This window comes from Blautia sp. MCC283, from assembly GCF_018785565.1.
Taxonomy (GTDB): domain Bacteria; phylum Bacillota; class Clostridia; order Lachnospirales; family Lachnospiraceae; genus Blautia_A.
This window is the reverse complement of record NZ_WQQB01000028.1, coordinates 236,389-250,717: the sequence shown is the minus strand read 5'-3', so window position 1 is coordinate 250,717 and position 14,329 is coordinate 236,389. Positions and strand designations below refer to the sequence as shown.

Here is a 14,329-nt window from a genome sequence, read left to right as displayed (position 1 = left end):
AATAGTAAAAAGGACGTTCTTCAGCAGACGTCCTTTTTCTGATGCTGTTTTTTCCATTCTGCAATAAACTGAAGCTGTTCCTGGTCGGAAAGTTCCTGGGAAGCGGCATCGTTACCTGCTGCGGCACAGCAGAAAAGGATAAAGATCTGGAGTCCAAAGAATACAAGAATAAACAGAAGCATAAAGAAAACCTCCTTTATTTTTTCAGATGTGTTAAGTATTGGAGGAAATAAGGGATTTTATACATTATATGACAGAAACTGAGAAAAATGCATTTTCGGGAAAATACCAAATATGTATTGAAAATGGTTTTATGTGACAGAATTTTTCATATAAGGCACAAAGGTTGAAGGAGATATTGCAACCCAATATTTGCAATGTTATAATCAATACCGGGTATGAATTATTTTAAAAAGGAGGAAGAGGAAGATGAAAAAAAGAAGAGTCAGCAGATTGTTTCTTACAATTGCAATGCTGATCTGCCTGACACTGGGAGCAGGATCTGTGCAGGCGGCAACAACACAGACAACATCCACAGTGACCAGAGCAACGGTCAAAAATGGCTGGATAAAAGAGAGTGCAGGCTGGTGCTACTATGTAAAAGGCAAAAAAATCGTCAGCCAGTTGAGGAAGATTAACGGTGCAACCTATTATCTTGGTGCAAATGGAGCAAGAAAAACAGGATGGTATACGGTAAGATCCGGAAATAGTTATAAGTCCATGCAGTTTGCTTACGATGGAAAGTATACAGGAAAGTCCAAAGCGGTAAATGCCAATATGATGAAAAAAGCCGATGCCGTAATTGCCAGTCAGAAAATATCCACATGTCTTACAACAGATGCACAAAAAAAAGATGCATTGTATAAGCTTTATACATATGCAAAGAAAAATTACACATACAGACGTGTTATGGAGCAGTTTGGCAGAGGAAAAAGCCTCAGCTACGCACAGAAGACCATGATAAATAAAACAGGAAACTGTTACGGATTTGCATCTTCTTTTGCAGTTCTGGCAAAACGTGCCACAGGATTGCCGGTTCGTGTCTGCTGGGGAACAAGCACGGCATTTGATAAAAACAGATCTCAGGCTCATGGCTGGACAGAGATCAAGATTGGAAATAGATGGTATATTTTTGATACCAACGCAGCAAAGTATTCCACAAGAAAAGATGTAAAATGGTATATGCAGAATTCCTCTTCTGCAACCATGAAAAAAGTCTACAAAAAAACAGCATACGAAGAGATTCTTCTCTGATAAAACAGGAGTAAAATATGAAAAACTGGAAAAAGATTGTGGCAGCAGTGCTCTGCCTCATGTTGATACAGATACCTGTACTCGAACCATTTTTTTCTGCACAGACAGTACAGGCTGCTGCTTCAAAAACAACAGTAAAAAACGGTTTCAAAAGAGAAAATGGTGAATATTATTACTATGTAAATGGACAGAAAGTAAAAAATGCTTGGAAGAATGTGACAGTTACAGACAAAACAACAGGTAAGAAAATAAGCTATCGTCATTATTTTACAGGTACCGGAAAGGCCTACAGAGGAGGAACTTTTTTCGGGGAAAATTACATTACAGTAAAGAAGATTGGTAACAATTATTACGGTTTTAACAAGTATTCTCAGATGGTAAAGGGAATCCGATATTCTGCATATGGGCCATCAAAGGCAGGATTTTATGCATTTACCAATGCGGGAGTGCTGGACAGTAAAAAAACTGCAAGCCTGCGCAGAGCGTTTGTCCGTGAAAAGAGTTCTGCGGCACTTCGAAAACTTTTGGGAAGTCCGAGAAGAACAAAGAAAGTTAGCGGATGCTATGGTGATGGACAGGAATACATGTTGGAGTATACATCTTTCTGGGTCAACACATATAAAGATAAAAAAGGGAAGGAAATCGTTCTGGATGTGATCAGTAAATAAGATTTTTCCAGACGGACAGATACAACTATGGTTTTCAGCTCAATGGTGTTCCTGTGTGTATTTCTTCCGGTCGTTTTTGGTCTGCATCTTCTTTTGCCGGGGATGCGGGCCAAAAACTGCCTGCTTGTTATCGCAAGCCTTCTTTTTTATGCATACGGGGAACCGGTTTATGTAATTTTACTGATTGGTTCTTCAATTGGTAACTATATTTTTGCACGCCTGGTAGGAGAACATCCGAAATTTAAGCGAATTTCGATGGCCCTGGCAGTGATCGTAAATTTAGGTCTTCTTGTCCTGTTTAAATATTCAGGCTTTCTGGTGGAGACCTTTAATTCTGTAACGAATGCAGGAATTCCGGTGCCAGAGATCCGGATGCCTATCGGAATCTCATTTTTTACATTTCAGGCATTGTCGTATGTGATTGATGTTTACAGAGGAAATGCTTCAGTCCAGAAAAACTTTGGAAAAGTGCTGCTTTATATTTCTTTTTTTCCACAGCTGATCGCAGGACCGATCGTAAAATATCATGATGTGGAGTTAGAAATAAATAACCGCAGGCAAAGTCTGGAAGAAACGGGAAAAGGTGTGCGCTGTTTTATTGCCGGCTTAAGTAAAAAAGTTCTGATCGCCAATACCATGGGACTGGTAGCAGACAATCTCTTTGGAGCAGCGGCTTCGCAGATCACTGCGCCTGGCGCCTGGCTTGGCGCACTTTCCTATATGCTGCAGATCTATTTTGATTTCAGCGGATACAGTGATATGGCGCTTGGACTTGGAATGATGTTTGGGTTCCATTTCCGGGAGAATTTTAACTATCCATATGTTTCCGGAAGTATTAAAGAGTTCTGGAGAAGATGGCATATGTCACTTTCCGGATGGTTTAAAGAATATCTGTACATTCCTCTTGGAGGAAACCGTAAAGGAAAATTCCGCACAGTGATCAATAAGATGATCGTATTTTTGTGTACAGGAATCTGGCATGGAGCTTCGTTTAACTTCTTGTTCTGGGGAGCATATCATGGATTTTTTCTGATGCTGGAAGAATATGTTCCGTTCATTGGGAAAAAAGGCGGAAAGGTCAAAAGCGTTTTTCAACATATCTATGCATTGCTGACGGTCTGTATCGGATTTGTGTTTTTCCGTGCAGATACCATGAAACAGGGATGTTTCTGGATACGTGAAATGTTTACGGATTTCAGCTGGAAAACTTCCGCTATGAGTCTTACTCTTCAGCAGCTGACGCCAGTATATTTTATAACGCTGGCAGCGGCACTTGTTGCGGCAGTTCCGGTAAATCAGGTATTGAAAAAGTATAAATGGTATAATGGATTTACCTACGTGCTCAGTCTTGCAGGCTTTTGCCTTTGTATCCTGAGTCTTGCCGGAGGAACTTATAATCCGTTTATTTATTTTCGATTCTAGGAGGAGGCAGAAAACATGAAAAAACTGCAGATTATTTATATTACTGCTTTTTTCGCCGCTTGTCTTGTGCCGTCTCTGGGAATGGCAGTGACAAAGCAGGAAACATCTTCAGAAAACCGCAGGCTGGCAGAGTTTCCGAAGATAAAAACAGAAGAAGGAATCAACACACAGTGGCTGCCGGAAGCGGGTGAATATTTTCAGGAGCATTTTGCGTTTCGAAATGAGCTCGTAACGGCGAATGCACTTCTGAACGGAAAGCTCTTCGGAGTGTCCACAGCCGATGGTGTGATCCAGGGTACGGATGGATGGCTTTATTATAAAGACTCCCTGCAGGATTATCTGGGAGAGGAGCTTCTTTCAGAAAGAAGTCTTTTTAATATTGCACATACGTTGTCTATGATGCAGGAAGCTCTGGAGAAAAAAGGTGTGCAGTTTCTTTTTACTGTAGCACCGAACAAAAATTCTCTGTATGGAGAAAATATGCCTTATTATGACAGCCTGAAAGCATCGCAGGAAAAAAATCTCATAAATCTTCAGGAGTATCTGAAAAAAGAAAATGTTGCCTATGCAGATCTTTATGGAATGCTTTCAGAGCAACAGGAGATCCTTTATCATAAAAGAGATTCTCACTGGAATAATAAAGGTGCGTCCATGGCAGCGGAAACTTTGCTTTCATCTCTGAAAAAGGAGCATATTTCCTATCAGGATGAGCCTTATACCGTTAAGACGGATTTCACAGGTGATCTGGATGAAATGCTTTATCCACTTGCAGTAACTCCGGAAGAAGAGATCTATTATGACAAACAGACAACATTTGCCTATGTGGGTGAAGTTGGAAGTAACTTTGATCCCAGGATCACAACAGTAAATCCGGTAAAATCAGGAAGTCTTGTCATGTTCCGTGATTCTTTTGGAAACGCACTGCTTCCTTTTATGGCAGATGCATACGCAAATGCGTATTTTTCCAGAGGTGTTCCTTATCAGATGAGTGAAGTGGATCAGAAAAATGCGGATACGGTCATTGTGGAACGGGCAGAGAGATTCCTTCCGGAAATGGCACAGTCTCCACCGGTCATGGAAAGTCCAAAACGGCAGGTAACCGTTTCTGAAGAGGAATCTGCATCGGATGGAGTTTATGCCGTGGAAAGTGAGATGCAGGGAACATTCCGGAAGATTACCGGTCGTATCGAAAAGAAATATCTGGATACAGAAAGCAGAATTTATGTGAGAGTGAATCAGGATAAGATTTATGAAGCTTTTCCAATGGATATTTCAACAGAAGACGGGAAAGAAAACAACAATGGATTCTGTTTGTACCTGGATGGCACGCTTCTTGGGACAGACGGGAATCAAATTGAAATTCTTACAGGAAAGGATGATTCAGCTCATGTGATCGGTGAGCTGACGTTATAAAGGAGGAAACATAAATGAAAAGAAAAGCAGTACAGATAGTCTTAAGCTTAACATTAACAGCCGCAATGTGCTTTGGTGCACCTGCAATGGCATTTGCCGGTGAAACAACAGCCAAGGAAGAAAGTACGGATAAGACAGAAGCGAAGGATTCCACAGAAGAAAAAGAAGAAGCAAAAGATTTTCAGATCGGGGATCTTACGGTAAAGAACCAGAGCGGGCTTGTTGTAAAATCAGCAGAACTTCAGGAAGCAAAAGAAGATGACAGCAAAGAGAAAGATTCCAGCGACTCCACAGCTGAAAAAGACAGTACCGAAGAAAGCGGACAGGATCTTGTGATCACACTGAAAGATGGAACAGAACGTACATTCAAAAATGTAACACCAGATAAATGGACAGATCCTGTGTTTTATAATGAGTACGAGATCCTTTATATCAGTTATACAGATGAAAAAGGAAAAACACAGGAAGCTGCAGAGGATGCAGAAGAAAGAAAACTGGAAGAAGCTGTGACGGTTTATGCGAAATCGAATGTAAACATCCGTGAGAAAGCAGATGCAAAATCAAAGTCTCTGAAAGTGACTTCTCTTGGAACTGAATTTAAAGTAACAGCAGTATGCCCGGGTTGGCTGAAGGTTGAAGGGGACGGTGTAAAAGGATATGCATCCCATACATACTTTACAGCTAATAAAGAGGAAATCGACAAAATGCTGGCAGAGCAGAAAGCTGCGGAAGAAAAGAAAGCGGCAGACGCGCAGGCAGCAGCAGACGCGCAGGCAGCAGCAGATGCACAGGCAGCAGCAGACGCACAGGCAGCAGCAGACGCGCAGGCAGCGGCAGACGCGCAGGCAGCGGCAGACGCACAGGCAGCAGCAGATGCGCAGGCAGCGGCAGATGCAGCATCAGAACCCACAGAAGTAGGACGTCAGGCCTATGATGACTGTGATGGAAGCGGACATGGCTATTATGAGATTACCTATTCTGATGGAAGCGTAAGATACGAAGAGTATTAATCATAAGGGGATATGTATGAAAAGATTAAAAGTATTTTTTATGGCAGTTGTTATGATCCTTGCAGTACAGATTGTTTCAGTTTCCGTAACCTGTGATGCACAGGCTGCAACAACTACAACTACAGCCAAAAAGAAAACAGGACTTTATAAAGAGGCCGGAAGATATTACTACTATGTAAACGGAAAAAAGATAAAAACACAGTGGAAAACCATAAATGGAAAGCGTTATTATTTTGGATCAAAATATCATGCGGTGACTTATCACAATAAAATTGGCGGAAAACTTTATGTGTTTGATACGGCGGGAAGACTTCTGACAGGAAGTGGATCACGGATCGTCAGTGTGGGGCAATATTCTTATTACGTAAATAAATATGGAAACCCGTCAAGAGGCTGGCTTTGTCTTCCGGACAAAAATCTGTATTATGCGGATTCCTGGGGACGTTTCTATAAAAACCGTACATTGGAGGGAATTTCCTTTAACAGCAAAGGACAGGCAGTAAAAAATGATATGCGTAGTCTGAAACTGGAATGTATGGGTGTAGTTAAAAATATTACAAACAGTAAAATGTCACAGAGTCAGAAACTGAGAGCATGCTGGAATTATGTAGTAAGCAGAACTTACTATTCCTCTGCATATTATCCGAATTTAAACCAGAATAACTGGTGGAGGGCAACTGCAAGGAGAACACTGGCAACTGGAAGAGGTAACTGTTATGGATATGCCTGTGCGTTTGCTGCTCTGGCCAGAGAAATAGGATATGATCCATATGTGATATGCGGACGTGTCCCGGGTTCTAGAGATGGTGCAGGTGATGGTTATACCAGACACAGCTGGGTGATCATCAACGGACTTCATTATGATCCGGAAGGTCAGGCAAAGGGCTGGCATACTGGCGTTTATGGAAGCTATGGCTATGGAATGGATAATCAGATCCAGAAGAAAGTAAACTTCCGTACAGGTAGTGGGAATTAAATAATTAATAAAAAAGATCCTGGGATTTATCCCGGGATCTTTTTACGGAAAAGGTTCCGGGATAGCTGTTTTCTGAATAAATTAAAGAGAAATCATCTGTCCGGCAGGAGATTTTTTGTTTATGTATAAAAGAAAATATACCGGAAAAGGAATCGGTGTAGCCGTACTGGATACAGGAATTTTTCCGCATATAGATTTTGGCAGGCGTATTTTGGCATTCTGTGATTTTACAGAAGGAAAATCAGGTCCCTATGATGATAACGGACATGGAACCCATGTCAGCGGCATTCTGGGCGGAGACGGCACGGCATCCCAGGGCAGATATAAGGGGGCTGCTCCCGGATGTGGCATTGTTGCGCTTAAAGTGCTGGATCGTTTCGGGAATGGCAGCCGTGAAGATGTACTTCAGGCTTTTCAGTGGATTGAAGATTTTGGAAAAATTTATAATATCCGCATTGTAAATATTTCGGTAGGAACAACTTCGCGCAGTATGAATGAACAGACGGATCTTCTTGCAGGCGTGGAACAGCTGTGGGATAAAGGTTTTACGGTAGTGGCAGCTGCCGGGAACCAAGGGCCTGGGGATGGCACAGTGACAGCACCGGGAAGCAGCCGGAAGATTATTACCGTAGGATCCAGTGATATGCTGCAGGGAAATAAGGCAGTTTCCGGAAGAGGACCTACGTTTGAGTGTGTGTGCAAGCCTGATCTGGTTGCACCGGGGAATCGTGTAACTTCCTGTGCGCCGGGGATTCCCTACACGTACCGGATCAAGAGTGGAACTTCCATGTCAACGCCGCTGGTATCCGGAGGAATTGCCTGTCTTCTGGAAAAAGAGCCGCAGCTTTCCAACGTGGAAATAAAGATGTTGTTAAGAGAAAGCACGGATGATATGGGACTTCCCAGAAATCAGCAGGGGTGGGGAAAATTTAACTGTGAAAAATTAATAAAAAACTAAATTATTATACAATTCTTATAAACATAGTGTGGTAAAGCATAAAAGCGTTGACGGAAATGAAAAATATGAGTACAATGTACAGTAAAAGTGCCAAAGAAAGATTCTAAAGGAAAGAGCACCTGGAATCCGGACAGGAGAATAAACCTCAAAAGGAGAAAATAATATGGAAAAAATCAAAATGCAGACACCTTTAGTTGAGATGGATGGAGACGAGATGACACGTATTCTGTGGCAGATCATCAAAGACGAACTTCTCACACCATATCTGGAACTGAATACAGAGTATTATGATCTTGGCCTTGAACACAGAAACGAGACAGATGATCAGGTGACGATTGATGCGGCAGAAGCAACCAAGAAATACGGAGTTGCAGTAAAATGTGCTACCATCACACCGAATGCAGCCAGAATGGAAGAGTATGATCTGAAAAAAATGTACAAGAGTCCTAATGGAACGATCCGTGCTATTCTTGATGGAACCGTATTCCGCGCTCCGATTGTAGTAAAAGGAATTGAGCCATGTGTAAAGAACTGGGTGAAACCGATCACACTTGCACGTCATGCATATGGTGACATCTATAAAAATACAGAATTTTATATTGACAAACCGGGAGATGCATATCTCGTATTTGAGGGCGAGGACGGAGAAGAGCGTAAAGAACTGATCCAGCATTTTGACGGAGCAGGTGTTCTCCGCGGCATGCACAACCTGGATGATTCCGTAAAGAGCTTTGCAAGAAGCTGCTTTAATTATGCACTGGATACCAAACAGGATGTATGGTTCGGAAGCAAGGATACCATTTCCAAGACATACGATGGAAGATTTAAAGAGATTTTCCAGCAGATCTTTGAGGCAGAGTTTAAAGATAAATTTGAAGAAGCCGGCCTGACTTACTTCTACAGTCTGATCGATGATATCGTAGCCCGTGTTATGAAGGCAGAAGGTGGATTTATCTGGGCCTGCAAGAACTATGATGGAGATGTTATGAGTGATATGGTTTCTTCCGCATTCGGTTCTCTTGCAATGATGACTTCCGTGCTGGTATCTCCGAAAGGATATTTTGAGTATGAGGCTGCTCACGGAACAGTTCAGAGACATTATTACCGTCATCTTGAGGGAAAAGAAACCTCCACAAACTCTGTGGCAACAATCTTTGCATGGACAGGAGCACTCCGCAAGAGAGGAGAGCTGGACGGAAATGAAGCACTTGCTGATTTTGCGGGAAAACTGGAAAAAGCAACACTGGATACCATCGAGAGCGGAAAGATGACAAAAGACCTTGCACTGATCACTTCCCTGAAAGATGTACAGGTACTGAACAGTAAAGAATTTATCCTTGCTGTCAAAGCAAGACTGGATGAGTTAATGGCATAAATAACAGAAATTTTCAAAATTTTCAGTAATTTCATAAAAATAAAAAAGCTGCACCGGAAGATCCTAAGATGGATTCCGGTGCAGTTTTTTATGGTGGATATAAAAAATATACCCTGTTTAGAATCAGATCGAAGCGTCCATGGCCTGCTGTACATGATCTACGAGAATCTGGCGGATTTTCGGATATTCGCCAAGACCCTTCAGTACGGGAGTTACCTCATACCCTTCCGAGGAAAGGCGGTTCATCCAGGAATCCGGATCTTCACCGGCCAGATCGTTCTGTGCATGATCGCCTGCTACGATCATAAAAGGAGCAAGGACAATCTTTTTTGGCTGAAAGCTGTCCGCAGCCCGGAGAAGAGAATCCAGGGCAGGATAAGCCTCAACAGTTCCGAGAAAGATATTTTTATGGCCCATATCTTTAAAACGATAATCCAGGGCAGCATAAACAGAATTTGCATAATGCTCGGTTCCGTGTCCCATGAGAACAAGGGCTGTTTCCTGGTCCATATCCTGAAACTCACCAGCAACAGCCTGGACAACAGCCTGGTTATCTTCTTCTGTGGTAAGAAGGGGATTTCCGAAAACAATACTTGAAAAACGGTCACGGAAAGAAAGGGCGTCTGCTTTCATCTGGTCGTTTTCAATTCCGTTGATTACATGAGTAGGCTGTACGATCACATCAGTAATTCCATCGAGAAGCATCTGTTCCATGGCTTCTTTTACGGTGTGTATGATGATTCCGTCACGTTTTTTTAATTTGGCAATAATCATCTTGCTTGTCCAGGCACGATAGACCGGACAGACAGGAAACGCATCGGCGATATCACGTTCGATGGCGTCGATGGTCCGTTTACGGGTGTTCTCATAGCTTGTACCAAAACTGACTATGAGGATTGCTTTTTTTGAAGCTGCATTCATACAGGGATTTCCTCCATCCTGAAATATATTTTCCGCATTTTCTACCTGAAGTTATTATAAAAGGAGGGTACAGGATTGTCAATCGTAGTTGACTTTCCGGGCGGAAATGTTTATCATTATAAAAGACTGCGGACATATGAGAAATGTACGGGAATACAGTTATATAATTGCGAATATTCGCTTGACATATCGTTGGTGGATGAAACCACCTGGAAACAAAGGAGAACGAAAGACATGAGTATATTCATGCTTGGAATTGACCATAATATGGCACCTGTGGATATCAGAGCTCTTTTTGCCTTCACCAGGAAGAATACCGGTGAGGCACTGCTTAAGCTGAAAAAAGAGCCGGGGATCTGTGGGTGTATTATTCTGTCAACCTGCAACCGGCTGGAACTCTGGGTAAGCACGGAAGAAAATGAAAAACCGGAACTCTATCAGTGGCTTTGCAGGCTGAAGGGAATTGAAGGGGAAGAATACCGAAAATACTTTATCAGCCGAGAAAATGAGGAGGCTGTAGAGCATCTTTTTTATCTCACAAGCGGACTGAAATCTCAGATTCTGGGAGAGGACCAGATCCTTACCCAGGTAAAAGACGCGTTGAGTTTTGCAAGGGAAGAGTTTACTACAGACAGCGTTCTGGAGGTGCTGTTCCGGATGGCTGTAACTGCAGGAAAGAAGATCAAGACAGAGGTTCCTTTTTCCCACGGAAATCCTTCTGTGATCCATCAGGCAATCCGCTTTCTTGAGGAGGGCGGATACCATGTAAGAAATAAAGTCTGTATGGTAATCGGAAACGGTGAAATGGGAAAAATGGCAGCACAGACACTCAGGGAGGCCGGTGCGGATGTGACGGTTACAATCCGTCAGTACAGAAGCGGAGTGGTAAACATTCCGGTTGGATGCAGCAGAATCAACTATGGGGAAAGAATGGACTATCTGCCGGAATGTGATCTGGTTGTCAGTGCGACGGCAAGTCCCAACTATACACTGACGGAAGAACTGTTTGAGGATGTACGGGTGGAACGGCCAATGATTCTTATTGATCTGGCAGTCCCGAGAGATATTGATCCGGAGATCCGAAAGAAAGAAAATATCACACTTTATGATATGGACAGCTTCCGTACCAGCGAAACACCAAAGGAACTTGCAGATAACCTGGAAGCAGCAGGAAAAATTGTAAAAGAACAGATGGAAGAATTCTTCCAGTGGCTGGATGGCCGTGATATTATTCCCCGTATTCAGGAAATCAAGGCTGATGCTGTGGAAGATCTGAACTTAAGAATCGAAAAAATATTCCGGAAAACTCCTATGGAAGATTCAGACAGGGAGAAGCTGAAAAAAGCAGTGGATACGGCAGCCGGAAAGGTTGTGAACAAGCTGATCTTCGGACTTCGTGACAGCCTGAACCAGGATGTTTTTCTGGAATGTGTGGAAGGACTGGAGAAACTTTATGAAGAATAAACCGTATTTCCCCATGTTTATTGATCTGTCAGACAAGAATATTGTTGTGGCAGGCGGCGGTAATATCGCCACCAGACGGGTAAAAACACTTCTGAAATTTACAAGGAATATCACAGTCGTGGCAACAAAAGTTACACAGGAACTTATGGATCTTGGAAAAGCCGGGACCGTAAATTTACATATCCGCCCTGTAAAGCGTTCTGATTTTGCCAGTGCCTACATGGTGATTGCGGCCACCAATGACTGGAAATTAAATGATGAGATCCACCGTGTCTGTAGGGAGGAGGGCATTTATGTAAATGTAGCCTCCGACCGTGAATCCTGTGATTTTTATTTCCCGGGTATCTATATGAGAGATGAAATGGTAGTAGGAGTTACAGCCAGCGGTCTTGACCACAAAAAGGCAAAGCGTGTCAGGGAAGAAATTCAGAAAGCGCTGGAAAAGGTACTGAAGGAGCAGGATGATGAAGACGAAGAAAAGTAAGATTATAATTGGCAGCAGGGAGAGTAAACTTGCGGTACTCCAGAGTGAAATGGTCCGTGATTATATAAAAGAAAAAAATCCGGAAATGGAAGTGGAAATCCTTACCATGAAAACCACCGGAGATATCATTCTGGACCGCACCCTGGACAAGGTTGGCGGAAAGGGACTTTTTGTAAAGGAACTGGATAAAGCACTGATGGATGGAAGAAGTATCCTTTCTGTGCACAGCCTGAAAGATATGCCTATGGAAGTTCCGGAAGAACTGCCCCTTCTGGCCTTTTCCAGAAGAGAAGATCCAAGAGATGTACTGGTACTTCCGGAGGGAGTTTCCGAGCTGGATAAAAGTAAGCCTCTCGGATGTTCCAGCCTGAGACGTACACTTCAGCTTAAGAAGCTGTATCCGGATATGGAGGTCAAAAGCATCCGTGGAAATCTTCAGACAAGACTCCGGAAACTGGATGAAGGGCAGTACAGTGCACTGATCCTGGCTGCAGCCGGGCTTAAGAGACTTGGACTGGAATCCAGGATCAACCGGTATTTTACAGCCGATGAGATCATTCCGGCAGCAGGCCAGGGAATCCTTGCGGTACAGGGACGAAAAGGTGAGGATTACAGTTTCCTGAACGGTTACTGTGATGAAGAGGCCTGGGCCGCAGGAAGAGCAGAGCGTGCCTTTGTAAAACTTCTGGATGGAGGATGTTCTTCTCCGGTAGCTGCCCATGCAGAAATTTCCGGAGATGAGCTTTATCTCAGAGGACTTTATTATAATGAAAAAGACGGTTCCTATGTTACGGGAACATTGCGTGGCGACAAGGCCGATGCGGAAAGCCTGGGCAGGGAACTTGCGGAAACTCTTCGGAAAAAAGGAGAAAACAGATGAAAACAGGAAAAGTATGGCTGGTAGGCGCAGGCCCTGGTGATATCGGCCTTTTTACATTAAAAGGTCTTAAAGTTCTGGAACAGGCAGATGTGGTTGTCTATGACAGTCTGGTAGGCCAGGGCGTTTTGTCACGGATTCCGGAAGGTGTGAAGCTTATTAATGTAGGAAAACGTGCCAGTCACCACATCATGCGTCAGGAAAATATCAATCAGGTACTTCTTGAGGAGGCGCAAAAAGGTCTTCGCGTGGTGCGTCTGAAAGGAGGAGATCCATTTCTTTTCGGAAGAGGCGGAGAGGAACTGGAACTTCTTCGGGAGAATGGGATCCCTTACGAAGTCGTTCCGGGAGTTACTTCTTCCATTGCAGTACCGGCATATAACGGGGTTCCGGTAACGCACAGAGATTTCTGCTCTTCGGTCCACATCATCACAGGGCATAAAAGAGCCGGAAAAGAATATGACATTGATTTCCGTGCGCTTGTTGATACAAAGGGAACTCTTGTATTTCTGATGGGTGTGTCGGCACTTCCGGATATCTGTGCCGGTCTTATAAATGCAGGCATGGAAAAAGATATGCCTGCGGCAATCCTTCAAAAAGGCACTACAGCAGGACAGAAACGGATCGTGGCTACCGTTTCCACCCTGGAAGAAGAGGTAAAACGCCAGGGAATTGAGACACCGGCGATCATTGTAGTAGGTAAGGTATGTACGTTGGCAGAGAAGTTTGGCTGGTATGAAGAACTGCCTCTTGCAGGCTGGAAAGTTCTTGTCACAAGGCCAAAAGAACTAGTTTCCAGAACTGCGGACAAACTCCGGGAAAAAGGCGCAGAGGTTCTGGAACTTCCGGCAATCCGTACGGTACCCATGGAAGATCAGAGCCGTTTGTATGAAGCAATGGATCACCTGGAAAATTATCAGTGGCTTGTATTTACCAGCCCTACAGGGGTGAGGGTATTCTTTGAGGAACTCGTCCGCCATGGAAAAGATATCCGTGCCATGGGAAAGGTCCGTCTGGCAGTGATCGGTGAGGGAACCAAAAAGGCTTTGAAAGAAAGGGGCCTTCTGGCAGACTTTGTGCCGTCTGTATATGACGGGGATACCCTTGGAAAGGAACTTTCAGAGATCCTTTCCGGCGGAGAAAAAATTCTCATCCCGCGGGCGGAAAAAGGCAACGAAAAGCTTACTGAATTTCTGACACAGGCAGGGGCTGAGGTTGAGGATATTCCAACCTATCAGACTCTTTACGAAAAGAGTCAGCTTATTGATGAAAAGAAGGAATTTGAGACAGGACAGATCAGCTGTGCGGTATTTACAAGTGCTTCCACTGTGAAAGGATTTGTGGAGGGAACAAAAGGACTGGATTATTCAAAGGTCAGGGCAGCTTGCATCGGCAGACAGACGAAAGCGGCAGCCGAGAGCTTTGGAATGAAAGCATATATGGCAGAAAAAGCCACCATTGACAGTCTTGTCAAACTGGTGGAGGATATGAAAAGGAGCGAATGATC

The 14,329-nt window shown here is 43.5% G+C and carries 14 protein-coding genes; 12 read left to right on the top strand and 2 right to left on the bottom strand.

The window, feature by feature from the left end; translation table 11 throughout:
- Positions 1-20: 20 nt before the first annotated feature.
- Positions 21-182, bottom strand: a complete 162-nt coding sequence (locus GPK81_RS10590) for a hypothetical protein (RefSeq protein ID WP_215707015.1) — start codon at positions 180-182, stop codon at positions 21-23.
- 247 nt (positions 183-429) lie between these two features.
- Here GPK81_RS10590 and GPK81_RS10585 point away from each other — a divergent pair, with 247 nt between their 5' ends.
- From GPK81_RS10585 to GPK81_RS10550, 8 genes are all read left to right on the top strand, one after another.
- The gene (locus tag GPK81_RS10585; RefSeq protein ID WP_118071629.1) at positions 430-1,254 is read left to right on the top strand and encodes a transglutaminase-like domain-containing protein; all 825 of its coding nucleotides are present in this window, start codon (positions 430-432) and stop codon (positions 1,252-1,254) included.
- Between the two features lie 17 nt (positions 1,255-1,271).
- Complete coding sequence (locus GPK81_RS10580; RefSeq protein WP_118071630.1) at positions 1,272-1,922, top strand: hypothetical protein; 651 nt, start codon at positions 1,272-1,274, stop codon at positions 1,920-1,922.
- A gap of 27 nt (positions 1,923-1,949) precedes the next feature.
- The gene (locus tag GPK81_RS10575; RefSeq protein ID WP_215707014.1) at positions 1,950-3,344 is read left to right on the top strand and encodes an MBOAT family O-acyltransferase; all 1,395 of its coding nucleotides are present in this window, start codon (positions 1,950-1,952) and stop codon (positions 3,342-3,344) included.
- A 15-nt stretch (positions 3,345-3,359) separates the two neighbouring features.
- Positions 3,360-4,757 (top strand): alginate O-acetyltransferase AlgX-related protein, encoded by a 1,398-nt coding sequence (locus tag GPK81_RS10570; protein ID WP_215707013.1) that lies wholly within the window; start codon positions 3,360-3,362, stop codon positions 4,755-4,757.
- Between the two features lie 14 nt (positions 4,758-4,771).
- Entirely contained in the window at positions 4,772-5,767 is a 996-nt protein-coding gene (locus tag GPK81_RS10565) for an SH3 domain-containing protein (RefSeq protein ID WP_118071632.1), read from the top strand.
- 16 nt (positions 5,768-5,783) lie between these two features.
- A complete protein-coding gene (locus GPK81_RS10560; protein ID WP_215707012.1) occupies positions 5,784-6,743 on the top strand; it encodes a transglutaminase-like domain-containing protein in 960 nt (319 codons plus the stop codon).
- A 121-nt stretch (positions 6,744-6,864) separates the two neighbouring features.
- Positions 6,865-7,701 (top strand): S8 family peptidase, encoded by an 837-nt coding sequence (locus GPK81_RS10555; protein ID WP_118071634.1) that lies wholly within the window; start codon positions 6,865-6,867, stop codon positions 7,699-7,701.
- Positions 7,702-7,864: 163 nt separating this feature from the next.
- Positions 7,865-9,076: an NADP-dependent isocitrate dehydrogenase gene (locus GPK81_RS10550; protein ID WP_174088011.1), complete on the top strand. Its 1,212-nt coding sequence runs from the start codon at positions 7,865-7,867 to the stop codon at positions 9,074-9,076.
- A 123-nt stretch (positions 9,077-9,199) separates the two neighbouring features.
- Here the strand turns inward: GPK81_RS10550 and GPK81_RS10545 are convergent, their stop codons facing one another.
- Entirely contained in the window at positions 9,200-9,997 is a 798-nt protein-coding gene (locus GPK81_RS10545; protein ID WP_148447201.1) for a sirohydrochlorin cobaltochelatase, read from the bottom strand.
- A 234-nt stretch (positions 9,998-10,231) separates the two neighbouring features.
- Here GPK81_RS10545 and hemA point away from each other — a divergent pair, with 234 nt between their 5' ends.
- Genes hemA through cobA form a run of 4 tightly spaced genes read left to right on the top strand, consistent with a single transcriptional unit; the run spans position 10,232 to position 14,327 of the window.
- Positions 10,232-11,461 (top strand): glutamyl-tRNA reductase, encoded by a 1,230-nt coding sequence (gene hemA / locus GPK81_RS10540; protein WP_118062486.1) that lies wholly within the window; start codon positions 10,232-10,234, stop codon positions 11,459-11,461.
- Complete coding sequence (locus GPK81_RS10535) at positions 11,451-11,945, top strand: precorrin-2 dehydrogenase/sirohydrochlorin ferrochelatase family protein (RefSeq protein WP_118071637.1); 495 nt, start codon at positions 11,451-11,453, stop codon at positions 11,943-11,945. The genes hemA and GPK81_RS10535 overlap by 11 nt, the downstream gene beginning before the upstream one ends.
- Complete coding sequence (gene hemC, locus GPK81_RS10530) at positions 11,923-12,825, top strand: hydroxymethylbilane synthase (protein WP_118062485.1); 903 nt, start codon at positions 11,923-11,925, stop codon at positions 12,823-12,825. Before GPK81_RS10535 ends, hemC begins: the two co-directional genes overlap by 23 nt.
- Positions 12,822-14,327: a uroporphyrinogen-III C-methyltransferase gene (gene cobA, locus GPK81_RS10525; protein WP_215707011.1), complete on the top strand. Its 1,506-nt coding sequence runs from the start codon at positions 12,822-12,824 to the stop codon at positions 14,325-14,327. The genes hemC and cobA overlap by 4 nt, the downstream gene beginning before the upstream one ends.
- Positions 14,328-14,329: the final 2 nt, after the last annotated feature.

Coding starts and splice junctions, on each gene's coding strand:
- GPK81_RS10550 (WP_174088011.1), top strand. CDS start 7,865: ATGGAAAAAATCAAAATGCAGACACCTTTAGTTGAGATGGATGGAGAC.
- GPK81_RS10590 (WP_215707015.1), bottom strand. CDS start 182: ATGCTTCTGTTTATTCTTGTATTCTTTGGACTCCAGATCTTTATCCTT.
- hemC (WP_118062485.1), top strand. CDS start 11,923: ATGATGAAGACGAAGAAAAGTAAGATTATAATTGGCAGCAGGGAGAGT.
- GPK81_RS10580 (WP_118071630.1), top strand. CDS start 1,272: ATGAAAAACTGGAAAAAGATTGTGGCAGCAGTGCTCTGCCTCATGTTG.
- GPK81_RS10560 (WP_215707012.1), top strand. CDS start 5,784: ATGAAAAGATTAAAAGTATTTTTTATGGCAGTTGTTATGATCCTTGCA.
- GPK81_RS10575 (WP_215707014.1), top strand. CDS start 1,950: ATGGTTTTCAGCTCAATGGTGTTCCTGTGTGTATTTCTTCCGGTCGTT.
- GPK81_RS10535 (WP_118071637.1), top strand. CDS start 11,451: ATGAAGAATAAACCGTATTTCCCCATGTTTATTGATCTGTCAGACAAG.
- GPK81_RS10545 (WP_148447201.1), bottom strand. CDS start 9,997: ATGAATGCAGCTTCAAAAAAAGCAATCCTCATAGTCAGTTTTGGTACA.
- GPK81_RS10555 (WP_118071634.1), top strand. CDS start 6,865: ATGTATAAAAGAAAATATACCGGAAAAGGAATCGGTGTAGCCGTACTG.
- GPK81_RS10585 (WP_118071629.1), top strand. CDS start 430: ATGAAAAAAAGAAGAGTCAGCAGATTGTTTCTTACAATTGCAATGCTG.
- GPK81_RS10570 (WP_215707013.1), top strand. CDS start 3,360: ATGAAAAAACTGCAGATTATTTATATTACTGCTTTTTTCGCCGCTTGT.
- hemA (WP_118062486.1), top strand. CDS start 10,232: ATGAGTATATTCATGCTTGGAATTGACCATAATATGGCACCTGTGGAT.
- GPK81_RS10565 (WP_118071632.1), top strand. CDS start 4,772: ATGAAAAGAAAAGCAGTACAGATAGTCTTAAGCTTAACATTAACAGCC.
- cobA (WP_215707011.1), top strand. CDS start 12,822: ATGAAAACAGGAAAAGTATGGCTGGTAGGCGCAGGCCCTGGTGATATC.